The sequence below is a fragment of the Pseudoalteromonas luteoviolacea genome (assembly GCF_001750165.1).
In the GTDB taxonomy this organism is placed as follows: Bacteria; Pseudomonadota; Gammaproteobacteria; order Enterobacterales; family Alteromonadaceae; genus Pseudoalteromonas; species Pseudoalteromonas luteoviolacea_G.
Genome location: NZ_CP015411.1, coordinates 4,022,891 through 4,047,289, shown reverse-complemented (window position 1 = coordinate 4,047,289; position 24,399 = coordinate 4,022,891). Strand labels below are relative to the sequence as shown.

Here is a 24,399-nt window from a genome sequence, read left to right as displayed (position 1 = left end):
TGAATAGGCTGCGACTTGAAAAAACTTACTCTTCTTCAGCCATCAGGCCCCAGCCATCGCCATAGCCCTCGTGTCCGTTTGCGATCGCCTCTAAATATTGCTCAGTTTGGTTAAGTAATTCATGTGCAGGCACCATTGTCACAGTGGTTAAGACTTCCCAAACACCTGTATCAGGACATTTTCCCAACTTGGTTTGTGGTGCCAACTCATCTTTACTTATGGCATCAATGAACCGCTCAGCATTGTCCTTTTGCTCAAATAATATATAAAAATCAATTTTTTGCATTTGTGATAGATCGACACCAGCGGCTGCGATCTCAGATAACAGCTGACCATTGTCATCATTTGGAAATTGCATATCATCACTCAATTAGTAAAATTGTGCTTATTGTCCGTTATCCTAGCTGAAATAAAAAGCACCATTGGTAAATTTTTGTCGAGAAAATAGGATTGCCTGTGATAGTTTGAACACCTTGTGGTGTTTAATTTGACCACCGCGTATTGAAAGTTAAATTAAAAGGGTTTGTGTGCCACGTATTATTCTTTGTTTGATTATCCTTCTCGCCTCGACTCACCCAGTAAACGCGAGTGAATCGCAGCATATAGAAGCCATTGAGGTGTATTCTGAAAATGAGCAAGTCGATGAAAATATCGCGTTGTATTTAAAAAAATATCAAAGCAAGGTCTTCTCCCATCGTCAAGAAAAGGCGATGGCTGCTGATGTTCGTTTAGCGCTTCAAGCCTTGGGGTATTATGAATTTAGCATTGATATTGAGTTCTCTAGTCATTCACAGCAGTTAAAAGTACATGTTGAGTTAGCGCCTGCTTTTAAATGGCATACTATCGATGTTCGTATCCAAGGAGACGCCAATCATGATCAAGTATTACAAAGACTTTTAAAATCGTTACCCATTAAAGTAGGTGGTGTGCTCCGTCATGATGCTTATAGTTCAGCAAAAAGCCAAATAGAAAGTACTTTGCTGGAACGGGGGTACTTTGATTTTACATGGCAAAAAAGTCGATTAGAGGTGAATCAAACTTCGAAGCACGCAGCGGCAAAGCTATACCTTGAGTCGGGTCCAAGATATAAATTTGGAGAGCTAAAATTATCAGGGGGCTCAAAAGCGACACGCTTTATTGTTGAGCTTGCGACATTTGATCAGAATACGAATTATGATGCAAAAAAATTGAGCGATTACAGTATTGCATTGAATGAAACGCCTTACTTTGCCAACGTGACTGTTTACCCTTTGTTAAAAGAACGGCAATTGGGCAAGGTACCTGTTCGAGTCGACGTGACGGATAAGCCAGCTAACAGTTTTGAAATTGGTGGTGGTTACAGTACCGAACTAGATGCAAAATTTAGGCTTAAGTGGAAAAAACCTTGGGTGAATCAATTCGGACATTCATTTGAAACGGACCTGAATCTATCTGAACGCAAACAAGATATAACTGGCGCCTACACAATTCCAGTAGGAGATCCCAATGATGATCTCTGGCGTGTACTTAGCGGCTATCAATTACAAGATGACTTGACGGAGGGCGTGAAGCTCACCACGTGGAATGTCCAGTTACAGCGTCAGCGGGTATTTGAAAGTGGATGGGTGAGAACCGCCTTTTTAAAACGTGAGCATGAAAAAAGTGAACAAACAGGATTGCTACTTGACACCGAAATGCTATTACCCGGTGTAAGTTATGCGCGAAAACGGAGTAAAGGGGGAATGACTCCCTCATGGGGAAGTGAGCAGTTGCTTACGTTGGAGGTTGCACATGAGAGTGTTATTTCATCAACGTCATTAGCTAAAATACATTGGAAACAGGCTTGGCTTAGGACGTATAAAGCGCGTCACTTGGCTTTATTGAGAGCAGAGCTTGGCGCACTGGTTGCAAAAGAGTTTGATAAAACGCCGCTTAATATGCGATTTTTTGCAGGTGGTGATCAAAGTATAAGAGGCTTTGCATTCCAATCGATTTCGCCAAGGGGGCCTCAAGGAGAGCGGCTAGGCGCTAAATACTTAGTAGCAGCCAGCGCTGAATATAATTATCAATTTCTCCCAAATTGGCGTGCAGCTATATTCGTTGATGCAGGCACGGCGACTAATGATTTTGAGGAAAAGTGGTCTGTGGGTGCTGGGTTTGGGTTTAGGTATCTTACGCCATTTGGCCCTGTTCGTGTAGATCATGCTTGGGGGCTGAGCAAGCCCAGTAAAAGTACACGCTTGAGTATCGTGATAGGACCAGAAATATAGTGAACCAGTTACATCTTATTTCCAGATTAAAACGCAGGTGGGTTGCGCTGTTGGTTAGTATTGCCATGCTATTTGTGCTGCTGTTAAAAACGCATTTGGGCAATCGAGTGATGATATCATTTGTAAACAACTGGGTTCCTGAATTACATATTGTGCTCGAATCTGGCAGGTTGTTATCTGGTGGGCTTGTTAATATTAGCTACCAGACGCAGGGGTTATCTATATCGATTAATGACATGCGTTTGACATTGAAATGGTTTGACTGTGCGACCTTGTGTATAGGTTTAAAAAGTAAAAATATCAAGGTATTAGTCTCTGACTCATCATCTGCAAAGGAAGAGAATACCGCTTCAAGCGCCCTTGAACAAACAAACAGTTATCTGTCATTACCAATATTGATAGGCATTGAGGCGTTGTCAGTTGAGACAATCAATTTTGATAGCGTCAGCATGAACGTGGCGGTGAATGATTTTGAATTTAAGGCACAGGGTAAAAATGACAAGCTTAATGTGGCATTGCTGAGTGCGCAGGCAGTGAAAGTTGAGCCGATACCTGTATCAGCGAATAGTGAATTTATTGTGCCAGAGTACATAGCACCTTTAACGCTGCCCCGTACCTTTTTGCCTCTAAATATTGATGTAAATAAGGTGCAGTTGTCGAAATTTATTTATTTAGTGCCTGAACAACAGCCTATAGAGCTCAACGAACTGAGTTTGGCTATGAGTGTTGAACACCAATTAGTCCGAGTTGAACAATTTAAGCTTACGCATCCAGACTTTTCATCTTATATCGACTTGGATGTTCATTTGGGTACATATCATGTTGATGGCGTTGCGGGTTTTGGTATGCCTGAAGGTGCTGCCGTCATAGCCCTTAAAGGGAGTATGGACAAGTTATTACTACATGGTCGGGTGTCAGGTAGCATGGATGCTAAGTTGGATTTACAGGTATCACCAACAGCTATAAATTGGCCATATCAATTGGAGGCGCAATTATCTAACTTGGCGATAGCGGAGGTGGGCAAGTTAGCTCAATTAACTATCGCAAGCGGTGGCAACTTAAACAACTACCATGCACAGGTGACAGGCGCTTTAGATGCTCCGGAGTTATTGGAACAGGCGAGTACGATATCGGTTGATGCATCCATGGCAGGGAGTTTGTCCCAGTTAAATATAAAGCGCAGCCGCATTGCAGTAGAGGAGGCATTTTCTGAGTTAGTTGGTCAAATTTCATGGAAAAATGGTATACAGGCGAGTGCACTTGGTAGGTTAGTTGAATTACCTCTACCTAATCTCGGCTTGACGCAGAGCGCAACGATTTCTGGTGATTATGATGTGGCGTTTTCGTCGACCGATGATAATTGGCTGATGCATATTAATGAGCTAGAACTGCAAGGCCAAATTGCGGATCTGCCGTTAAACGTTTCACTCAAAGGGGAAGTGAATGAGCAATATATAGGTACTTTAAAGCAGGCGAAAGTGCACTATGGAAAAAGCTTATTTACAGTCGCAGGTGTGCTTGGTGAAGAAGTCGATTTGACAATGCTAGCTGACATAAATCACAGTGCAAATGACGTTCTCCCTGTTAGTGCAAAATTAGGTGGCCAAGTAAAAGTTGTGGGAAGTTTAGTAAAGCCGGTTATCGATTTAGACTTTAAATTGGACCGAATTCACTCTGCCGACTTTTCGTTGCAACAAGGTCATCTTCTCGCTCATTTAGATAGCAAAAATAATTACCAAGGCCATGTTAAATTAGATATTTCTGATGTTGACCTTGATCAGGTTGATGATGCGCAGTTGCGCTTTCAACTCAACGGCAATCGCACTGATCACGAAGCGGCACTTGTATTTGATGCTCCAAGCAGTTCACTGTCTGCAAACGTGTCGGGCCAAATTGATAATGATATCTGGCGTGGACTTATAAAACAGAGTGCTTTTAAGCTGGATGTACTTAGTGGAAAGTTAGCTGAACCCGTTTCGCTTAATGTGGGTTTAGCACGATTTACGATTGCAGATCATTGTTGGTGGCTTAATGAAGGTCAAGTATGTCTCAAAGCCAGTATGGATGAACAGCAGGGCAATGCTGAATTACGTCTTGACCGCATTTCTTTGCTTGGTGCGCAAAAGTGGATAGACAATGGTATAAGCGTTGATGGAGAGCTTAATGGTCATGCAAAAGTAAGTGTGCGCCAAGGCGATATTGCAGCGTTCAGCAGTCAGTTTTGGGTGAACGGTGCACAAGTCTCTATCATACCGAAAGAACAAGCGGCTGCACAGAGAGAGTCGTTGCCTGCAGGGGCGTTGAATATTGATAGGCTTGAAGTTTTAGCCAATGGCAGTGATAAGCAGTTACACACACAATGGCATATTGAATTTGAGAGATTAGGGCAGTTTAAAGGAGAGCTGTCTTTTGCGGATATGCAGTTTGAGAAACAAGCTTCAGGGTACATTCAAGTTGATGGCGTTCATTTACATGAGTTTACCCCATATGCGCGGTCCTTTTCATGGCCAGATATCGATATAAAAGGCGCAATTGATGGGCGAGTAAACTTTCTTGGTAACTTACATAGCCCTACTTTTTCTGGCTATTTGAAAGCTCGAGAAGTAAGTGCCCTGTCCAGTTATTTGCCGATTCAGGTCTCCAATTTAAATCTTTCAGCCGATTTTTTTGACCAGCAAGTTAACGTCATGGGGAACTTTAAGACACCTCAACAGGGCCATGCTCAGCTGAGTGGTAATATTAATTGGCAATCGGATGTACACATTGATGCGAATTTGAAGGGCAGTGGACTTTTGTTGAGACCAATGTCTGGGGTGCAAATTGCTCTCTCTCCAGATTTAAATATCAATTACAACAAACACTTACTAGATATAAGTGGCGAAGCACTTATCCCTTTTGCACGGTTCACCTTAGATACATTGCCTGAAGATGCAATATTAGTCAGTGATGATCAAATTATTGTTGATGAAATAACAGCAAAAGATGAGGGGAGGTTTATCGATTACCAAGCGGATATTGACATTAAGTTACTTGATGATGTGCGAATTACAGCGCTTGGGCTAGATGCTTATTTAACGGGGGCATTAGATATTGAGCGTCAACCTGGTAATGCCTTATTAATGGGGGGAGAAGTTTCTTTATTAGAAGGGAGGTATACGGCGTTTGGGCAGGATCTGATAATTGAACAAGGGCAGCTTGGTTTCAATGGGGCACCAGATAAACCTTATTTAAACATTCGAGCTATTCGCAACCCTGATACAACAGCCAATGATGTCATTGCCGGCGTGATGGCTACCGGCAGTGTTGCATCACCGCACTTAACGATATTTTCAGAGCCCGCAATGGATCAAGCACAGGCGATAGAATACCTGCTTAATGGTGAACCACTCGGATCTAATGACGGTTCAAACAATACATTATTGGCACAGTTTTTACTTGCAAAGGGAATCGATAAAAGTAAAGGACTGTTTACAAAAGCTGGAAAAAAGTTAGGATTAAGAGATATTAATTTGGCTGCAAAAGGAAGTGGTGGTGATACACAAGTGGAGCTTTCGGGTTACATTACACCGAGCGTACAAGTCAGCTATCGAGTTGGTGTATTTGCTTCTCTGAGTGAAATAGCTGTACGTTATCGAATATTTTCAAAGCTTTACATAGAAGCGACTAGTGGTCTATATGATAGTATTGACCTGTTGTACAAGTTTGATTGGGGTGATTAATGCGTTATTTGAGCTATTTGCTCGTTGCATTGTTTTGTTGCACAACTTTTGCAGCAGATACGAAGTATGTAAGGGTAACGTATGGGGCTCACCCTTATGTTTTAGAATTAATAGAGTTGGCACTTTCTTATCAAAAAGAACCGTATAAGTTAGAATATATAAAGAACATTCCTACTCAAAGCCGCGCTATTCGATTATTAGGCAAAGAAAATGGGATTGACATATTTTGGTCAGTAACCAGTTTTGAAAGGGAGAATATGGCGCGAGCTATTCGTTTCCCAATCGTAAAAGGGTTATTGGGTTATCGTATTTTACTCATTAATGAGTCACAACAACGCCGTTTTTCTAATTTAAGCCATATTTCTCAGTTGCAGTCATTTCATTATGGGCTAAGACATGATTGGCCTGACCACGATATTTTTGTTGATAATAAGCTATCTGTAAACGCATTCCACACATTATCTGGTGCGCTGAATATGCTTAGATCAGAGCGCTTTGACGCGATACCAATTAGCGTATTGGAATTGCCCGATATTCTAAAAGGGTATAAAACCTTTGCTGAACAACAGCTGTTACTTTACTACCCATCGGCAGTTTACTTTTTTGTTGATAAAGCAAACAGCGAGCTGCATTTAGCGTTACAAAGTGGCTTGGGTAAAGCGTTAAAAGATGGTCAATTCGAGAAATTATTTTCTCTTCACTTTGCAAAGTTAATTGACGATTTATCACTTAAACAGCGCACGCTTATTGAGCTTAAAAATCGTCGTTTACCACCGAGTGCACCTTTAGATAACCCAAAGTTATGGTATAAAAAATAAAATGATAAAAACGAGTTTGATTATATTAAGTACGGTTGTATTCCTGACTGGCTGTATGCAGCAAGCAGATGAGCCACGCATACCTGTGCGTGCTCCTGCGGAAATTATTAACACAGCGCCTAGTGAAGTATGGCAAACAATTGATAATCAAAATGTACTCCGAATTGAGCTGGAAACGGGTTATGTGTACGTTGAACTCAATGCTCAACTTGCACCGCATCACACTAAGAATATTAAGTTGCTGGCACAAGAAAAGTTTTATGAAGGGCTCAATGTATATCGCTTCGTAGAGGGATTTGTTGCGCAGGGAGGTGATCCAACGGGCAGTAAGATGCCAGTCAAAGCGCAAAAACGTATCAATGCGGAGCTATCCCATAAAACAGATAAAAAATTAGCTATTACGGCGTTAGATGGCTCGGATGGATATGCTATTCGCACAGGGTTTTTGAATGGCTTTGCTGTGGGTCAAAATTATGGTGGTACAAAAACTTGGATGACCCATTGTACAGGCACGTTTGCAATGGCACGTGGGAATGAAATAAACAGTGGTGGTACAGAGTTTTATATAACGCTTTCACCCCAGCGCTACTTAGATCGCAATATTACCGTTTTTGGTCGCGTTTTAGAAGGCATGCAACATGTGCAACAGTTGCAGCGTACCCCTGTGGAAGGAAAGCCATACAACCCTATCAAAAGGGTAGATATATTGAGTGATGTTGCCACTCAAGATCAAAGTGTGTTTGAGTATTTACAAACGAATTCAGCTGAGTTTGAAGAGCTGGTGGCTGCGAGAACGAATCGTCCTGAACCTTGGTTTAAGTTTACGCCTAATTACGTGGATGTATGCGCAATAACAGTACCGACAAGAAGAAAAAGCTAAATTGAAAGCAAGTGCCGCAATGCGGCACTTTTTGATTATTGTCTGTTTACGCGTACGTTAAACCCTGTCGTATTTTGCTCACTAGAACGATAAGGGTTGATATCCAATCCTCCTCGACGAGTATATCGGGCGTACACCTCTAGTTTGATAGGTTGAAGTGCGCGTTGAAGATCGCAGTAGATGCGCTCAACACATTGTTCATGAAACTCATTGTGGTCGCGAAAAGAAATGAGGTACTTGAGTAAAGATGCTCTGCAAACTTGTTTTCCTTCGTATCGGATCACAATACTGGCCCAGTCCGGCTGAGAAGTGATGAGGCAGTTTGATTTCAACAAGTGGCTATACAGGGTTTCAGAGACTTGGTTATCACTGGTGTGCTTAAGAATTCCATCCTCAGGGCTATAAGTATCAATGTCCACATCTAAATCATCTATGCATTGACCAGGTAGCTGAGTAAATGGCAGACAATTGTACTCATCAGGACCAAATAAAGTGACTGTGACGTTGCAGTTAGCTGCGCTAGACAAGTCCTCTATGAGGTGCTTATGCACATCATCGATGGACTCAAATCGTGTCTGATTAAAGCTGTTTAAGTACAGTTTAAATGATTTCGACTCGATAATATGAGAGCTTTGGCATGGAAAAACAAAAGTAGCGACTGCAACTTGTGGTTTGCCTTTGCTGTTGAGCCAAGACAGCTCATAGCCAGTCCAAGTATCTTCACCTTTAAATGGCAATGCCTGCTCATCCACAGCAATTTGGTCACGATTTAGTTTGCGTGCGATAGGATGTAATAAAGAGGCATCGTACGCAGATGCATATTCGGTAGTTTTACCAAGTATTGAAGCCTGAAGTTCAGGTGCGTTGTTGTAATCTGTCATGTTTCACCAATAGTGGTTACAATGGCCCGAATTATAGCGAATTAAAATGAGAATGGCAGTATGGCTTCTTTGACAACTTTGATGGAAACAATACATCAGCAGTATGCTGCTGCAACAGAGCAGCAACATGGGCATCGACCTATGATCCCACATGATCCGGATTACCCAAGTGCATGTGAAGTCGGTGATGCAGATGATGCTGGTAACATTCAGTGGCAAGCGATGGTACGACAACCTCAGCAGGGGCTTGAAGATCTAGCAAGGGCGCTAGATGTGACGTTTCCACCTGCATTACATGCCTATTATGGATCGGTATATGCCGGAAATATTCAAGCGAAGTTCGATGGTAATGACATTGAATTGTTACAAGTTTGGAATGACGATGATTTTGTGAATTTACAACAGAATATTACAGGTCATGTATTAATGAAGCGACGTCTCAAGCAAGATGATACGGTTTTCATTGGCTTGACCGATAGGGATGATTTGTTGATTTCAGTAAAGCTTAATAGTGGTGAAGTGTGCTTGGAGTATGTTGGAAAGCCAACACATCATGTATTGGCTAAGGACATAGAGTCGTTTTTAGCTAACTTAAGCTTTGATCACTGAAAATCCCAAGAAATATTTGAGACCAATTGACAGCTATCGCACTTAAAATCAAATAGACCAAACCAAGGTTCACTCAGTGCCCAATTGCCACCGCAATTTGGGCATTTTCTTTGTTTTTCGGCTTCTAAGCTTTCTCCGCCAACTCGATATAAATAGTAGTAGACTGGTTTTTCAGTTAGATAACGAATGCGTTTTGATAAATCGAGCCCTCTGCGTGATAAATCACTAGATAAGCTGGTGATTTCTTCTAACGCTGCAAACTCACAGCGGGTCGCACCATTGATCTGTATCTGATCACATGCTTGCCAATCCTCTTGCCATTTGATGAGTGCTTTATAGTCGCCATTGGCGATAGCAGGGATGTTGTAAAGTGGTACTGGCTGAAAATCATCACCACAGTAAAGAGGGCTGCATGTGTGTACATAGGTCGTGTAGAGAATATAACACGACGGGGCTTGGCATTGATCTGCGCCATTAGCGTGAATGTCTTGGCCAATGACTTTGACTTTTGGTGCCAATAATCCTGCTTGCTGAAGCTGCTCAATCGCATGTTTTACGAATGGACTATGATGCAGTGGGTGAAGAGAGTCTTCAAGTGGACACATTACACGTGTGATAAAGAAGCCATCTTTAAGTACAGTCGGGAATTCATCACCAATAATTTGGCCGTTAAAACGCAGTGCATTGACAAGACGATTGATTGCTTGTTCAGCTTTTTCGAGAGTAGTGTCTTGGTAGCAGTCAAAGGTTAAATCTACAACGAACATAGTGTTACTTATCTTCCAAAAGTGCCAAGAGTTTATCTAGTTTTGCTTCTATCCTGTCTAACTGGCTTTGTGGCTGAGCAGGTGAAAGTTGGCTTTGCTCAGCTGTATTTTTAATTGTCTCTGGATTACTTTTGTAAGTAGCTAACGCGGCAATAATCGTCGGCATAGGAAGTGGCTCGGCCAGTTTGGTTTTGATGGTTGCTACCGTAGGGGTTTTTCCTTCAGCGAGTAGAGTGCTGATGGCTTGTTGAGCTGCTGGATGCATAGTAATTGACCAAAAAATAAAACTTAGTTTATCACTTTTAAGCTGTCACCCCAACGACAAGGCAAGCTTATCGTAACAAGGTATCCAGAGTATCGATAACCTCGCTCCAATCAGCATCTTCTCGTAACGACTCTTCGATAAAATGCTTTTGCCCTTGATTCCAAAAAGGGGCGTCTACTATCAAGGTGTTACTTGGTAGCTTATTTTTATCAATGAACTGTGAGATATGTTCATCACTATTGTCTAATCCTAATTGAGCGAATAACGCGTTTAGAGAGTGGTAACTATTATCCATATGACCCCGTTGAAGATGGAAAAGTCTACAACTATAGTAAAGTTGCTGGTTGTTTATTCATCAAATAAAAAGTCTAAACAAACAATAATTTTTTACTTAATTAGCGTGTGTGAGTAACAAGGGAAGATTATGTCTAATACAGAAGAGCAATTTGTAGCCCCTTCAATTACAGTCAAATTTATCGAGCCAGAAGATATCCATGTCGCTGCAAGTTTATTATTTCAAGCTTATAGAGGAGATCCGTTATTAGTGCATATTCTTAATGAGCCAAATCAAAATAAATTTGATGCCAAGCTAAGGGCCTTGGTTAGGCAAGAGTTAACCCGGTTTGGTAAATCTGGGCAACCAATCTTGGGGATATACACAGAGGAAAATTTGGTGGCAGTGGCTTGTGCATTTGCGTCTCATTGTGAAATAGATAAAAGCTTTGGTTGGCATTGGCGACTGACATTGATGATGGGGGCTGGTGTGTTACAGACACAGCAAATTATTGAAAAGGAACGTATTATTAAAGAACATTTGAGAGATTTGGGTGAATACTACTTTTTGTCTTTTATTGCCGTTGATCCACATTATCAAGGCTCAGGCTATGGTCATTATTTACTGAGTGCGCTCGATTCTTTGGTTTGTGAGAATGACTTCATGTCCGGGATGGCGGTATTTGTAACACAAGGGAGTCAGGTGAACTTTTTTGAGGCGCATGGCTATCAACTTGTGAAAGAAATAGCATTTAATTCGGTATCTGGAGATTTGTTGTTTAAAGCGCGTACTGACGATTTGGAAAAAGTACTGTGAGATTTTTCTCACATAGTTGTGCGTATTCATAGTAACTATCTTGTGGTAACAGCTCTGATTTTGTTTTAAGTTGTTGTTTTTAATTTGTTTTTGTGTTTGTTTCAAAGATTTTTAAGAAAATTAATTGAGAATATCTCCTATTTATTCGCACTGATTCGCTTAAACTTAGTCGTGTTGAAGGATAAAGGGATGCAGCAGCAGATATTGCTACTAGGATGGTATCGGATTCATACACGGGATGTTCGGAGCGCTTAAGGAAATAAGTGAAGAGGAGCCAAGAGGTTAGGATAGAGCACAGGATGTGCAGACATAGGAAATGTCAAAAAGGATAGGAGCGCCGAGGATTAGGCGAAGCGGAGCCAAGGTGGCATAGGACAGCGCACAGGATGTGCAGACATAGGAAATGTCAAAAAGGATAGGAGCGCCGAGGATTAGGCGAAGCGGAGCCAAGGTGGCATAGGACAGCGCACAGGATGTGCAGACATAGGAAATGTCAAAAAGGATAGGAGCGCCGAGGATTGGGCGAAGCGGAGCCAAGGTGGCATAGGACAGCGCACAGGATGTGCAGACATAGGAAATGTCAAAAAGGATAGGAGCGCCGAGGATTGGGCGAAGCGGAGCCAAGGTGGCATAGGACAGCGCAAAGGATGTGCAGACATAGGAAATGTCAAAAAGGATAGGAGCGCCGAGGATTAGGCGAAGCGGAGCCAAGGTGGCATAGGACAGCGCACAGGATGTGCAGACATAGGAAATGTCAAAAAGGATAGGAGCGCCGAGGATTAGGCGAAGCGGAGCCAAGATGGCATAGGATAGCGCACAGGATGTGCAGACATAGGATATGTCAAAAAGGGACAGGACAGCCTAAGGAAAAGGTATTTAAGGAAATATATTAATTACCGATACATAGGATGTACGGGCACAGGAAGTGCCAAAGGACTAGTTTGGAGCGCACAAGGACAATGCGAAGCGGAATGAGTGTAGGATACACGTAGGACGAAGGCATGGATGAGGATCGGGTGTGATTGGATGTATACCCGTTCAGGGGATGATGAAAGTTGGCGGCTTGCTTGTATGTTGTAGGCAGAGGTAGCGGATACCTCAAGGGATATCGTCGGATTGGGGCGTGACAAACAGGGTTGCGCCTTAGTTTCTTTTCTGTTTTCTATTCTTAATTAAATTACTTTCTTAAGTTATTTTTTCTTTAATCACTTAATCTATGATTCTATGTGGCGGAACATCAATTTTTACCAGTGTTTGGTTTTCTAAATAAAGTGTCGCTTTGTAGGCATTATCCCTGTCTGAGCTAAACTCAAACAGGAACTCACTTTTTATACCTAATTGGCCATTCTTCAATACACCTAAACGACGTTTTTGGCAGGCGACACTTAAAAGTTGCACATTGAGTTTTTCACTCTGCTGTTTTGCGTGTTCGCGTGCCGCTTCAGCAATTTGCCGACTGAACCAAAAGAAGCCGCATGATGAAAAAATAAGTATAAATAGCCAAAGTGTGATCATTTATGAAAAAAGCCTTCCAATTGCCCTTGATAATGTTTCGCTGCGATTTTGCGCTCTCAGTAAACCTAATACATGAGGACGAAGCGTAGGAATTGCAACCAAGTCGGCAAAAATACTTTCAAAAACGCCCTCTATTTGGCTGTTTTGAGCCGCTTTGTCCATGAATTTGTAAAGCCTGTCTGGATCGGTGAGTGTTTCCCAACCTCGTCCAGCAATGGTCAATAAAATATCGGCTTCTAAACTTTGCTCTGATGCCAGCAGCTGATCAACCGATTGTGCGATCAGTCCTAATCCATGACTGCCAGACATGGCTCTAAAGCTATTAATAGCGCCAGCTAAGTTATCAGTTGTCAGATGTATGTGTAATTGCGTTTGCAAAAACTCAGTGAGCTCTGTTGAGATACTGACATGTTCAAGCATGGCTGCAAGCGGGCTTTGTACTTGCGCTGGCAAAGTAGGCCACAAAGCCATCAGGTTTGCTTGGTTTTGAGCATGTGCTAAACGCAAGGCGTAATCAGCGAGGCCTTGCAGCGCGAGGCTTTGCCAATCAGTTTGTCCATGGGAAGTAAAATATTGCTCTACTGTTTCATAGTACTTTGATGCTGGGCGTTTTAACTCACACTTCATCAAGGCGTTGAACGCCGCTAACTTGTTGGCGTTAGGCGTATAAACATAAGGGTTATTGTCTAGCTTTCCTTGAGCAGCTTCGCCGGTCAGTTGCGTGCCAAGCGCTTCAATGACCATAAAGGCAAAATGATCTCTGCTGGCTATATTTAGCTTACTTTGCTCATCAAGCGGAAATTTTAAAAACCAGACATAGGGATCCAATGTCGCTTGATTATCCCAAAACTGAATCGCCATCATTGCATGCCCGCCTAATGGGTATGGATAAGGCACCTGCGTATTTTCGATTTGATCAAATTGTTTTTTGTCAATTTTCGTGATGCGACGACCAATGTCATACACGCGCCACTGCGTGCCAGCTGATGTTAAAAGTTCACCTAAAGTAGAAATATGTGTCGTCATTGTTTGCTCACGAAAAATTACATTGGGTGCAAGTATAACGGTATTTGAAGTGGGGGGTAAGAGTCGCGAGCTACATAGGTCTCTAATATCTGTTTTGAAAATGTGCTTAATTGACACAAGTGGTATACTGCCACTTTGATTATCAATTAGAGGCGTGACAGTGAGCCAAGTGGTTTTACAGCATCTTGCTGTATTAGAAGTACAATTAAAACAATCTCAACTTTGGCAAGCTGAGCCAGTTGACGAGCAAGCTTTGGCGTCTGTGCAGCCATTTTGCTGTGATACGTTACGATTTGAACAATGGCTGCAATTTGTCTTTATCCCAAAAATAAGGGCGATGATAGAAATGGGGGTACCTTTGCCGACCAACATTGCTATTGCGCCTATGTGTGATGTGGCATTTGCACAACATCCTGATCAGCAAGTTCTATTCAAGTGTTTAAGTGAGATAGATACGCTCATTTCAAGTGGGGCGTAGTGAAGTATGCTAGAAATTATTTATCAAGACGACCAGTATGTTGCTATTAATAAACCATCAGGCTTACTCGTTCATCGTTCCTTTTTAGACAAGCGAGAAACGCAATTTGCGATGCAGATGCTCAGAGATCAATTGGGGCAGCATGTATTTCCTGTGCATCGTCTAGACAGGCCAACCAGTGGGGTCTTATTGTTTGCTTTAAGCTCAGAAGCGGCCAGAGATATGAATCAAGTATTCATTGAAGGCACAATTCAAAAGCGCTACCTTGCGTTGGTACGTGGCCACAGCAAGGACGAAATTTTTGTAGATAAGCCGCTTAAGGAGCAATTGGATAAAATAGCAGACAAATTTGCAGATCAAGATAAAGCCCCTCAAGAGGCGCAGACTCTTGTGAGATGTTTGCATAAAGCAAGTTTGGATATTCCATTTGGTAAATACCCAAGTATTCGTTATTCGCTGGTAGAGTGCTTTCCTAAAACAGGTCGAAAACATCAGATCCGCAGACATCTAAATCATTTATCCACACCCATAATAGGTGATGTAAATCATGGGGATAATAAGCATAATCATTTTTTCCGTGATCATTTTGGCCTACAAAGGCTGATGTTATTTGCAACTGAGCTAAAGTTTCTCCATCCTTATACTAAAGAATCAATATTAATTCGCGCCAAGTTAGGTGAGGAAATGTTGGACATTTGCCGTCAGCTAGGTTGGCCATCAACGGAGAAGGATTATCAGTAATGGCATCAATCACCTTATTTGTAGGTAGTGTTTATGGAAATGCAGAAAATTTGGCTGAACAAATACAGACCCATTTAAATGCCCAAGGACATGAAGTAGAAATAGCAGAGCCTGCAACGTTAGAGCACGTGAAATCGGCTGAACATGCCTTGTTTGTCTCGTCGACAACAGGGCAGGGTGATATTCCTGATAATTTGTACCCGCTATTTCTTCAAATGCAGGCGCAAATGCCAATGTTGACTAATAAGAGTGTGGGAGTTGTGGCGCTAGGAGATCGCAGTTATGGTGATACTTACTGTGGTGCCGGACGTCAAATTGATGCGCTGGTTCAGCAATTGAATGCCAATCTTATACAGCCGCGACTTGATGTAGATGCAGGTGAATACTTTGAGCCTTGGGAGGTGGTAGAGCCTTGGCTGACTAAGTGGATAGCGGGTCTATAAAAGCAACTAAAAAAGGCCTCTGACGAGGCCTTTTTTAGTTATGTGCGTTTAACATCCACTTTGAGCTTAAGTTTTTGTCCTGGTTGTAAATACTTTTGCCCTGCAATGTTATTCCACTTGATAATGTCTTTAATGGTCACATTAAATTTAGATGCGATTCGTGCCAGTGAGTCGCCTCTACGTACCTTGTATGTAATCGTTCGTTCGGTTGATTTGAGCCCCGCCGTTTTTGCCTTTGGCTGAGACTTATAAATGGTGATATTTTGACCAAGTTTTAGTACAGCACTGGTTTTGAGCTTGTTCCATGCGGCTAACTGCTTAATGGTGACGTCGTGCTCTCTACTAATATCCCATAAAGTATCACCACTTTTTACAGTGTGTATGCGCTTATTTTTTTGTGTTCTATTGGCGGCTTGTTTTACTGACGTCGGTAAGTGCTCGCTTTTGAGCTCACCTTCACTTAATGGCACCAGTAGTTTTTGACCAACACGAATGATATGGCTGTCGAGCTTATTTAGAGTTTGAATAGCAGATGGACTCGTATCAAACTTATTTGCAATCACTGACAGGCTGTCTCCACGATTAACCGTGTAGTATTGCCAGCGTAAACGTTCTTGCATTGGTGTATTGGCGAGCTTTGTCTTGAATTGTGCGATTTTGTCAGTGGGTAATAATAAACTATGTGGACCTTTGGGGTCCGTTGCCCAGCGGTTAAACCCAGGATTTAAACGATAAAGTTCTGTGAGTGAGATTCCGGCCATATCGGCTGCAAGTGCTAGATCAATTTGGGTACCGACTTCAACCGTATCAACAACTTGCGCATTTATGATTTTGTTCCAAGTTACTTTGAACTCCTCTTGGCGCATCAATAGGTCTGATAACGCCAGGAGCTTCGGGACATAGGCAGTCGTTTCTCTAGGTAAGTCTAAAGACCAAAAATCTGTAGGAAGGTGCTTTTTGCGATTTTTTCTAATCGCACGCATAACTCGACCTTCACCTGAGTTATAGGCTGCAATGGCGTTTAACCAATCACCATCCAGTGTTTTATGCAAATAAGTTAAATAGTCTAATGCTGCGCGAGTTGATTGTACAATGTCACGTCTACCGTCATACCACCAATTTTGCTTAAGGTCGAAACGCTCACCTGTTTGTGGCATAAATTGCCAAATACCTGAGGCACTGCGATGCGAGTAACCAAATGGATCGAACGCACTTTCAACAATCGGTAGCAATGCAATTTCAATTGGCATTTGACGCTTTTCTACTTCTTCGACAATAAAGTACAAATACGGCTCTGCGCGTTTAGAGATACGATCTAAATAAGACTGGTGGCGCTGATAATAATTTCTTTCCGTCACCACGGGACGATTTTGCGGGACTGGAATTGATAGCTGATAACGGATCCGTTCCCATACATCATCAAACACGGGTGGCGGCTCATCTGCTTCAATTGGTTCTTGAATGGCATGAGAGAGTACATCACTAATTTGAGCAGGGCTTGCGTGGTCTTGTACTTCAGTTTCTTGGGGTTGCGTTGATGTTAATTCACAGCCTGTGATTAAACTCAAAATTGCAATTATCAGCAGTGGCTTTTTCATAAATCTCTTTTTGTCGGGCAAAAACTCGACGATTCTACCTTTATCTGAGTTAATTGGGAAGTTATCGCATTTTTCTTCTTTACGGTGTTTAGAAAATTTCAACAATACAGGCTAAATCTGTGTTGATGCATGAAATATACTAAACATGTCATATGCACCCGAAACCACAGCGGTTCAGGTACTGTGGTACGTACTTTATTAGAAGTTATCTTTCCATAACCTTAATTTGGATAATATTTGCCAGTCTAGGTCAGACGGCTCTTGCAAATAAACTGGTAAATGCGCCAGAATTTTTGCTTGGTCTGTGCGTAGAAAGGGATTGATTGCACGTTCTATTTCCATACTAGTGGGTAGGGTAGGTAAGTCTTTTTCTCGCTGCTGTTGGCACCATGCTATATGCTCGGAAAGGATTTGATTCTCAGGCTCTACGGCTTGCGCAAAAGCAAGGTTTGCCAAGGTGTATTCATGGGTGCAGTATATCTGACAAGCACTGGGTAATTGTTTTAGGGATTCTAGCGAGTGCCACATTTGCTTGGCAGTGCCTTCAAAAAGCCTGCCGCATCCTCCGCTGAATAAGGTATCACCTGTAAATGCTATCTGTTCATCGATATAACAAATATGATCAAGCGTATGCCCAGGTGTTTCCACGATCTTAAACGCAATGCCTGCTATAGTTACATTGTCATCATGTGAGAGCGGGTGTGTTATACCTGTAAATTTCGAATCTTTAGGACCATAAACGGGAATATCAGGAAACTGTAATAGCAATTCGGCGACGCCATCCGTATGATCCCAGTGGTGGTGGGTGATAAGTATGCCAGATAATGTACGGTTGTGTGCTTTTAAAAATGTGAATACTGGCTGGCTTTGACCAGGATCGACCACCCAGGTTTGCTGTTCATGTTGACTGCATATGGCCCAGATATAGTTATCGTTAAATGCCTTTATCGGTTCAACTTGCACCATAACTCATTGCTCTATAAAGTGAAGGTGTCAGTAAGTATAACGAGCGTACGGGATGAAACCAGCATTAAGTTTTCGGCAAGGGCCTAAACCACAGTCTTGGCAGGACTTTCCTCATGGAGAATATTTAAAAGCCGGCATCGAACGACGTATGGCGCGATGGCTTCCACGTATGTTTGGTTATCACATGCTTAAATTGGGGTGTCTCAGCGGTCAATTGGATACCTCTGAAAGCCTCATTGATCATCAAGTTTGTATTTCTTCAAGTGGTCCTCATGCAGGGGTGATAGCTGAGATTGATGAACTTCCTTTTTACGAACACAGTGTTGATGCGTGCATCTTGTCTCAATGTCTGGAATATCACTCAGATCCTCATCACATTTTACGCGAAGCGCATCGCACATTAATTCCTGGTGGATATATTGCTATTACTGGGTTCAATCCATTTAGTTTATGCGGGCTTGCGCATACGTTGCCGTTTAGCGGCGAAAAGCTGCCTTGGTCTGGGCGATTTTTTACGCCTGCTCGTGTGAAAGATTGGTTAAATCTACTCGGTTTCGAAATCATTGCTGATGAACGTTTTATTCATGCTTCTTTAGCGAGAGGGTCTCGGTTATCTAGATTTGCACCATGGCGCCGGTTTTGCCGACATTATTTGAAGCCTATGGGGAGTGTTTATATGCTTGTTGCGCGTAAACGCGTCGCGCCGCTGACGCCGATTAAGCCTAAATGGCATGCGAGGCCAAAATGGACGCCAGCTGTTAAAGGTGCAAGATTAAAGCACAGTCGCAGCCAGCAGAAAGTCGGTGGGAATGATTAAGGGTTATATCCGGTGTCTTCAAGCAAATTATCTTGTGAGGCTGCGTCTCGAGCTAAATCATCAACAAGCTCGTTGTATTTATTACCAGCATGACCTTTAACCCAACGCCATTGGATGTCATGGCGTTGGCATGCTTCATCTAATCGTTGCCACAAATCAACATTCTTCACAGGTTGTTTAGCTGCCGTCTGCCAGTTACGCTTTTTCCAGTTAACAAGCCAAGATTCAATGCCTTGTTTAACATATTGGCTATCTGTATAGAGCACAACTTGGCAAGGACGCTTTAGCGTCTCAAGTGCGACAATAGCGGCTAACATTTCCATTCTGTTATTTGTCGTTAATTGGTAGCCTTGACTTAATTGTTTTTCATGACCTTGATAGCTTAAGTACACACCATAGCCTCCAGGCCCTGGATTGCCAAGACAAGAGCCATCGGTATAAATTTCTACTGTTTTTTGCACGAATTCGCCTGTTTTATGTAGAATGGGCAGATAGACGCTAACCATAGCAAAGTTAGGCAGCCAACGGTATGCAAAAAAGACAAGTAGTACTCGATACAGAGACCACCGGTATTGATCCCAAAGCCGGTCACAGAATCATTGAAATAGGGTGTGTGGAGTTAGTTAATCGACGCCTTACTGGGAATAACTTTCATGTGTATATAAATCCACAACGAGATATTGAAGAAGAAGCCATTGATGTACATGGTATTACCAACGAGTTTTTGCGTGGTAAGCCATACTTTCATCACGTTGCGCAGGAGTTTCTAGACTATATTGAAGGTGCTGAACTGGTTATCCATAATGCGCCGTTCGACGTTGGCTTTATGGACCATGAATTTGCGATGCTTAATCAGGGCTTCCCAACGACCAATGACGTGTGTGAAGTACTTGATACGTTAGTTATGGCCCGTGGTTTGCATCCAGGTCAAAAGAACAGTCTCGACGCGCTGTGCCGTCGTTATGATATTGACAATTCGAAACGTACGCTGCACGGCGCACTGCTGGATTCCGAGATTTTATCAGACGTTTACTTGGCTATGACAGGGGGTCAGAAAAAGCTAAATCTGGCTCAGCAGCTTGAGGGGCAGCAACATGGTGATACGAGTGGGATAAGGCGATTGTCTGCTGATAGGCCAAAACTACGTGTGATCCATGCGAGTGAAGATGAAGAACTCGCACACCAAGAAAGAATGGAAATAGTCAATAAGGCATGTGGACAAAGTCTATGGCAACAATAACGAGGTAAAATAAATGCGCATTTGCTTAGCAGTGTTGTTTACGTTTATAAGCTGGCTAGCTTGTTGTGAAACACCAGACATTACGATTTTAGAGCGTGATGGGGTATCAAATGAAATTCCGCTGCTAGACAATCGATTTCGCATTGACCACAACGTTGATAAAATTACATTATTATTTTTCCGAGCTCCCGGCGCACCAGCCGTGGTACTAGTGAGGCCTGATGGCAGTAAAATCTACTCTATTCACTCTGTTAAAGACGAAGGCCTAGAGTGGTTTGATGAAATCAGTTATGACCTCATTATTATAGATAAGCCAATGCCTGGGCCTTGGCAAGTACTCGGGCAGATCCTACAAGATAGCCGAGTTATGGTATTGGGTGAAATTGAGCTGGCTGTAGATCCTTTACCGCCACTACTCTTTCGCGGTGAAATGTTGAAGGTTAACGGCCGGGTTACTAATGATGGAAAGCCGATTGATGTTGGTTACTTCAGAGATGTAGTCACTTTGTATGTCGAGTTTGTCAGCACTAACAATGAGCAATATGCGAATTTTGGTGCGGGCACACAAAGTGTGACTGAGTTTAAAGATGATGGTCGAGACTTTGATGAGCGACCACTTGATGGCATATTTACAGGGGAGTTTAGGCTTGTTTTCCCTGCGGGTGAATGGCAGCCCGAATTTTACATTGAAACCCCGATCTTAAAAAGGCGAGTGGTTAAAGATCCCATCATTATAGCCGAGCCACCATTTAGTTTTGAATTGCAATTGGCAGACGATGAAGAGTTTGAACATGAGTTGTTGATCAAACTCAACCGCGAAATCGTCAAGCCAGAGACGGTGATTTTACAGGGAAAGATCCTTTACCCTAACGGTGAAGAGCAGTTGTTTACGCTCAATGAAGGCGAGCGCTTTTATCGACAACTGCAAATTAAAAATTATGATTGGGGGCGATACAGTGTCCAGCTATCGGCATTTGGTGAAAATATCAACGGTCGCGAATTTATGGCATCGATACCTGATTATAACTTCGAGATAGAGCGCCCGATTGAAAAGGTACCTGAATTAACTAAACCCATAACACCTGCCGAATTACTAGAGCCGCCTGAGCCGGTTGAGCCTGAAATGAGCACTGCGTTAATCGTTACGATAGTCATTGCGGGTAATCTATTAGTATTGTTGCTCGGCTGGTTAGTCATTAGGGTGTTTGTGCAAAACAAACCGCTTAAGTTTTCTATTCCATTACCCACTTCATTGCCATTTTTGAAGAAAAAATCGAAAGCAGAGGATGATGAACTGGTAGTCGGGGAGGAAAAGAGTGCCGAAGCTGGGGATACTGACTCTGGGGATGTACTAAATTTATCCATGTCTGATGACAAGCTATAACCTTTTTTAGCTCTGTGGCCACAATAGGTGAGAGAGCGATAACTTATATCGGGGTTATTTTTGTTTGAGTTCTATACAAGGTGATGTAATTTTCATCGTGTAACCGAGTTTATCGCTAAAAATTCAGTTTTTTTCAAAAAAATAGTTGACTCTGAAAGGGGTCATTCGTATTATTCACGCCGCTGTCAGGGAGCACACCTTGTCAGTGAGATACAAAGTTATCGCGGAGTGGTAGTTCAGTTGGTTAGAATACCGGCCTGTCACGCCGGGGGTCGCGGGTTCGAGTCCCGTCCACTCCGCCATTTAATTTTGTATCGCGATGTAAGCTGGAGTGGTAGTTCAGTTGGTTAGAATACCGGCCTGTCACGCCGGGGGTCGCGGGTTCGAGTCCCGTCCACTCCGCCAACCGCTTACATATGTGCATTGCTTCTTTGGAGTGGTAGTTCAGTTGGTTAGAATACCGGCCTGTCACGCCGGGGGTCGCGGGTTCGAGTCCCGTCCACTCCGCCATTTATTTAAAGAAGCAAGCTAAATCACTTGGAGTGGTAGTTCAGTTGGTTAGAATACCGGCCTGTCACGCCGGGGGTCGCGGGTTCGAGTCCCGTCCACTCCGCCATTTGGCTTTTTAGTGTTTTAGCAAAAAAATATGACAATACGCTTACTGCGGAGTGGTAGTTCAGTTGGTTAGAATACCGGCCTGTCACGCCGGGGGTCGCGGGTTCGAGTCCCGTCCACTCCGCCATTTAGCGTAAAAAAGATATCTCTGCGGAGTGGTAGTTCAGTTGGTTAGAATACCGGCCTGTCACGCCGGGGGTCGCGGGTTCGAGTCCCGTCCACTCCGCCATTTGATATCTTAAGAACATATGCATACCACTGCGGAGTGGTAGTTCAGTTGGTTAGAATACCGGCCTGTCACGCCGGGGGTCGCGGGTTCGAGTCCCGTCCACTCCGCCATTTGTGCTTACTAAGCACAATTTCCTCTTTCAGATATAAACTCTTCTTAAATATACTTTCTCTTTAATCTTTTTTTTATTAGCTTTAAATCTGCTTGCTTTCTATTTATTTCATCATTTATTGAATCTGAATGTATGAACTGCCAATCTAGCTGAGTTAGAATATGGGCATCTGGTGGGCTTCTAAGGGTGAGTGGTTTAAAAGGGCGTCCATGCCCCTTACTGACTAGTTATTGCCGTGAATAGCGCTCATAAGCGCTCTGAGTACTTGTTGGTCGCGTTCTTGTTTGAGTAACGGTTGAAGTTTCTCTTTTATCTCTTGATTGTGGGTCATTTGCTTTGCGGCTGCATTGATGGCTGCAACTCGTACGGTATTGCTTTGTCGCTTTTGTGCAAACTCAATAACTGTGTCTACTTGGCGTTCGGAAAGTTGATTGTTTCCCATGGCCGATAGTAAAGCTTGTTGTGTATCGGTATTAGCTTCATTTTTGAGGGACTTTTCTAGATAGCCTAGGCTTATCTCATTTGGCATGTTTCCTAATGCCTGTGCGGCTTTCGCGCGAAGCTTTGCATCATCATTACGCAAGAACTTTGAAATGCTCTCTTGATGTGTCGCATCCGCGCTATTGCCCAATGCCGTTAGTAAAGTTGCCTGCTTTTTAACGTCGCGAGTGGTCACGAGTCTATCTGCAAGCGAGGCGGTCAGTGACTGAGCAAACTCGCTGCCAGTTTGGTTACTTGCTATAACGCCCAATACCATAAGTGCAGTACGTGCTAGTTTTTCATCATTTGAGGTCAGCTCTGTACTGTCTATATGGCTGTAAATAGAGTCAATCAGTTCTGTAGATAAAGGTTGCTCGCTGTATTTCAAGGCCATAAGGCTGCGAAAGCGTTGATTTGCATCGAGATCTGTATCTAGGTAAAGATCAGTCAATAACTGATGGGCATATGTAAAATCACTTTTACCAATCATGAGCAATAAACGACTGAGCTGTTTATCTTCGAAGATCCCTTGCTTGATCAGGCTGTGTAATGCATTTAAATGGATTTGATTATCATAAATAAGTTGTAACAGCGCCTCTGTTGATAGGGCTCGTAAGTCTTTGCTTAGCAATAAATTAGTAAAGCTTTTTGCGCTAGCAAGTGGCACAGGCTTTGGTTTTGGGTAGACACTGCTTTGGGGTAATTGTGGCCACTTTAATGGCGAAAGTGGTAACGACATCAATGCGATGTTCGCTGCAATAGGTTGTTGCTTTTGCGTATATCGAATCGTTTGATAAACGTCGATATTAATGTCACCTTTTGCGCTCTCTACCGAGGTATTATTGTACCCCTGTAATTCACTTACCCAGCAATCTGTGATGTTTAAAGTAAATAAGTCTTGCTTTATTTCCGGCTTTTTGAAGGAAAATAACTGAGTGCCTTGGGTCGTTAATGTATAGTTTAGTTTTTGCTTTTGAATTGCTCGGTTAGCTAGAGCTTGGTATTGGACTCGGTAACGGCCTAAATTATCACTTTCTTCTAGAATTTTTGGAGCATTCAAATCGAGCTTCTTTAAGTGCTCAACATGAAACAGCTGATAGATTGCCATCAACTTTTTTTCATCTTCGGGCTTGAGTTTGGCTGCAAAGTGATAGTCTAAAATATCACCTGATGATGCGATTTTTACTGCAAATGGCACACCATAGTAGAGAGCTTGAATAGGCGTATTATCAAGCTGCAATTCAGCGGAAGATAATTGTAAACCCAGCCAGTAATGTTTATCCGTTTTCAGTAAAGGTCGGTATACCAAGTCACCATAAACAGAGAGTTTGTTTTGGCTCGGTGCATTTAGAGTGGTCATTTTTGTATTTGCATGCGTTGAAAATTTGCCCCAGCGTGCACACTCTTGGCTGGCATTAACACTGCCAAAAGGCAGCGTTAATGTGCAAAGTAATAATGGAGTAACCCGATTCATACT

23 protein-coding genes and 7 tRNA genes are annotated in these 24,399 nt (G+C 42.7%); 19 read left to right on the top strand and 11 right to left on the bottom strand.

All coding sequences use genetic code 11. The annotated features are described in order from the left end of the window. Positions 1-25 precede the first annotated feature (25 nt). Entirely contained in the window at positions 26-358 is a 333-nt protein-coding gene (locus tag S4054249_RS17295; protein WP_046358532.1) for a ribonuclease E inhibitor RraB, read from the bottom strand. Between the two features lie 169 nt (positions 359-527). Here S4054249_RS17295 and S4054249_RS17290 point away from each other — a divergent pair, with 169 nt between their 5' ends. Genes S4054249_RS17290 through S4054249_RS17275 form a run of 4 tightly spaced genes read left to right on the top strand, consistent with a single transcriptional unit; the run spans position 528 to position 7,666 of the window. Continuing rightward, positions 528-2,249, top strand: a complete 1,722-nt coding sequence (locus S4054249_RS17290; protein ID WP_052961185.1) for an autotransporter assembly complex protein TamA — start codon at positions 528-530, stop codon at positions 2,247-2,249. Beyond that, complete coding sequence (locus S4054249_RS17285) at positions 2,249-5,968, top strand: translocation/assembly module TamB domain-containing protein (RefSeq protein WP_046358533.1); 3,720 nt, start codon at positions 2,249-2,251, stop codon at positions 5,966-5,968. Before S4054249_RS17290 ends, S4054249_RS17285 begins: the two co-directional genes overlap by 1 nt. Then, a complete protein-coding gene (locus S4054249_RS17280) occupies positions 5,968-6,786 on the top strand; it encodes a transporter substrate-binding domain-containing protein (protein WP_046358534.1) in 819 nt (272 codons plus the stop codon). Before S4054249_RS17285 ends, S4054249_RS17280 begins: the two co-directional genes overlap by 1 nt. Before the next feature lie 4 nt (positions 6,787-6,790). After that, entirely contained in the window at positions 6,791-7,666 is an 876-nt protein-coding gene (locus S4054249_RS17275; protein ID WP_046358545.1) for a peptidylprolyl isomerase, read from the top strand. A 35-nt stretch (positions 7,667-7,701) separates the two neighbouring features. Here S4054249_RS17275 and queF read toward each other — a convergent pair whose 3' ends face one another. Further along, positions 7,702-8,547, bottom strand: coding sequence for an NADPH-dependent 7-cyano-7-deazaguanine reductase QueF (queF, locus tag S4054249_RS17270; protein WP_046358535.1), 846 nt, complete (start codon positions 8,545-8,547; stop codon positions 7,702-7,704). Between the two features lie 60 nt (positions 8,548-8,607). Here queF and syd point away from each other — a divergent pair, with 60 nt between their 5' ends. Next, a complete protein-coding gene (gene syd / locus S4054249_RS17265; RefSeq protein ID WP_046358536.1) occupies positions 8,608-9,156 on the top strand; it encodes a SecY-interacting protein in 549 nt (182 codons plus the stop codon). Here syd and S4054249_RS17260 read toward each other — a convergent pair. From S4054249_RS17260 to S4054249_RS17250, 3 genes are all read right to left on the bottom strand, one after another. Then, entirely contained in the window at positions 9,150-9,923 is a 774-nt protein-coding gene (locus tag S4054249_RS17260) for a Zn-ribbon-containing protein (protein WP_046358537.1), read from the bottom strand. The two genes, syd and S4054249_RS17260, sit on opposite strands and share 7 nt — an antisense overlap. A 4-nt stretch (positions 9,924-9,927) precedes the next feature. After that, a complete protein-coding gene (locus S4054249_RS17255) occupies positions 9,928-10,188 on the bottom strand; it encodes a hypothetical protein (protein ID WP_046358538.1) in 261 nt (86 codons plus the stop codon). Positions 10,189-10,255: 67 nt separating this feature from the next. Continuing rightward, complete coding sequence (locus S4054249_RS17250; protein WP_046358539.1) at positions 10,256-10,483, bottom strand: DUF2789 domain-containing protein; 228 nt, start codon at positions 10,481-10,483, stop codon at positions 10,256-10,258. 129 nt (positions 10,484-10,612) lie between these two features. Between S4054249_RS17250 and S4054249_RS17245 the strand changes: the two genes are divergently transcribed. Continuing rightward, the gene (locus tag S4054249_RS17245; RefSeq protein WP_046358540.1) at positions 10,613-11,278 is read left to right on the top strand and encodes a GNAT family N-acetyltransferase; all 666 of its coding nucleotides are present in this window, start codon (positions 10,613-10,615) and stop codon (positions 11,276-11,278) included. A gap of 1,209 nt (positions 11,279-12,487) precedes the next feature. On the opposite strand, the gene S4054249_RS17240 is transcribed toward S4054249_RS17245, so the two are convergent. Beyond that, positions 12,488-12,793, bottom strand: coding sequence for a DUF3301 domain-containing protein (locus S4054249_RS17240; protein WP_046354350.1), 306 nt, complete (start codon positions 12,791-12,793; stop codon positions 12,488-12,490). Continuing rightward, complete coding sequence (locus tag S4054249_RS17235; protein WP_046354351.1) at positions 12,794-13,819, bottom strand: DUF3549 family protein; 1,026 nt, start codon at positions 13,817-13,819, stop codon at positions 12,794-12,796. A 160-nt stretch (positions 13,820-13,979) separates the two neighbouring features. Here S4054249_RS17235 and S4054249_RS17230 point away from each other — a divergent pair, with 160 nt between their 5' ends. Genes S4054249_RS17230 through S4054249_RS17220 form a run of 3 tightly spaced genes read left to right on the top strand, consistent with a single transcriptional unit; the run spans position 13,980 to position 15,481 of the window. Continuing rightward, positions 13,980-14,297: a YqcC family protein gene (locus S4054249_RS17230; RefSeq protein WP_046354352.1), complete on the top strand. Its 318-nt coding sequence runs from the start codon at positions 13,980-13,982 to the stop codon at positions 14,295-14,297. A 6-nt stretch (positions 14,298-14,303) separates the two neighbouring features. Then, on the top strand, positions 14,304-15,038 hold the full coding sequence (gene truC, locus S4054249_RS17225) for a tRNA pseudouridine(65) synthase TruC (RefSeq protein WP_046354353.1): 735 nt from the start codon (positions 14,304-14,306) through the stop codon (positions 15,036-15,038). After that, on the top strand, positions 15,038-15,481 hold the full coding sequence (locus tag S4054249_RS17220; protein WP_046354354.1) for a flavodoxin: 444 nt from the start codon (positions 15,038-15,040) through the stop codon (positions 15,479-15,481). Before truC ends, S4054249_RS17220 begins: the two co-directional genes overlap by 1 nt. Before the next feature lie 38 nt (positions 15,482-15,519). Here the strand turns inward: S4054249_RS17220 and S4054249_RS17215 are convergent, their stop codons facing one another. Together S4054249_RS17215 and gloB are read right to left on the bottom strand one after the other, a co-directional pair. Next, positions 15,520-17,079, bottom strand: a complete 1,560-nt coding sequence (locus tag S4054249_RS17215; RefSeq protein WP_046354355.1) for a lytic transglycosylase — start codon at positions 17,077-17,079, stop codon at positions 15,520-15,522. Positions 17,080-17,277: 198 nt separating this feature from the next. Further along, a complete protein-coding gene (gene gloB / locus S4054249_RS17210; RefSeq protein ID WP_046354356.1) occupies positions 17,278-18,045 on the bottom strand; it encodes a hydroxyacylglutathione hydrolase in 768 nt (255 codons plus the stop codon). A 52-nt stretch (positions 18,046-18,097) separates the two neighbouring features. Here gloB and S4054249_RS17205 point away from each other — a divergent pair, with 52 nt between their 5' ends. Then, a complete protein-coding gene (locus S4054249_RS17205; protein ID WP_046354357.1) occupies positions 18,098-18,862 on the top strand; it encodes a class I SAM-dependent methyltransferase in 765 nt (254 codons plus the stop codon). On the opposite strand, the gene rnhA is transcribed toward S4054249_RS17205, so the two are convergent. Further along, on the bottom strand, positions 18,859-19,323 hold the full coding sequence (rnhA, locus tag S4054249_RS17200; protein WP_046354358.1) for a ribonuclease HI: 465 nt from the start codon (positions 19,321-19,323) through the stop codon (positions 18,859-18,861). The two genes, S4054249_RS17205 and rnhA, sit on opposite strands and share 4 nt — an antisense overlap. Before the next feature lie 68 nt (positions 19,324-19,391). Between rnhA and dnaQ the strand changes: the two genes are divergently transcribed. The 9 genes from dnaQ to S4054249_RS17155 all read left to right on the top strand — a co-directional run bounded on the left by dnaQ (position 19,392) and on the right by S4054249_RS17155 (position 22,440). Continuing rightward, entirely contained in the window at positions 19,392-20,102 is a 711-nt protein-coding gene (gene dnaQ, locus S4054249_RS17195) for a DNA polymerase III subunit epsilon (protein ID WP_046354359.1), read from the top strand. 13 nt (positions 20,103-20,115) lie between these two features. Beyond that, a complete protein-coding gene (locus S4054249_RS17190) occupies positions 20,116-21,486 on the top strand; it encodes a TIGR03503 family protein (RefSeq protein ID WP_046354360.1) in 1,371 nt (456 codons plus the stop codon). Between the two features lie 225 nt (positions 21,487-21,711). Beyond that, positions 21,712-21,788 (top strand) — tRNA-Asp (locus tag S4054249_RS17185). 26 nt (positions 21,789-21,814) lie between these two features. Further along, positions 21,815-21,891 (top strand) — tRNA-Asp (locus S4054249_RS17180). 28 nt (positions 21,892-21,919) lie between these two features. Further along, positions 21,920-21,996: transfer RNA gene (locus S4054249_RS17175), tRNA-Asp, on the top strand. Between the two features lie 29 nt (positions 21,997-22,025). Beyond that, positions 22,026-22,102 (top strand) — tRNA-Asp (locus S4054249_RS17170). Positions 22,103-22,151: 49 nt separating this feature from the next. After that, positions 22,152-22,228 (top strand) — tRNA-Asp (locus S4054249_RS17165). A 25-nt stretch (positions 22,229-22,253) separates the two neighbouring features. Beyond that, positions 22,254-22,330: transfer RNA gene (locus tag S4054249_RS17160), tRNA-Asp, on the top strand. Positions 22,331-22,363: 33 nt separating this feature from the next. Then, a tRNA-Asp gene (locus S4054249_RS17155) sits at positions 22,364-22,440 on the top strand. A 225-nt stretch (positions 22,441-22,665) separates the two neighbouring features. Here the strand turns inward: S4054249_RS17155 and S4054249_RS17150 are convergent. After that, positions 22,666-24,396, bottom strand: coding sequence for a HEAT repeat domain-containing protein (locus S4054249_RS17150; RefSeq protein ID WP_046357893.1), 1,731 nt, complete (start codon positions 24,394-24,396; stop codon positions 22,666-22,668). Between the last annotated feature and the right edge of the window lie 3 nt (positions 24,397-24,399).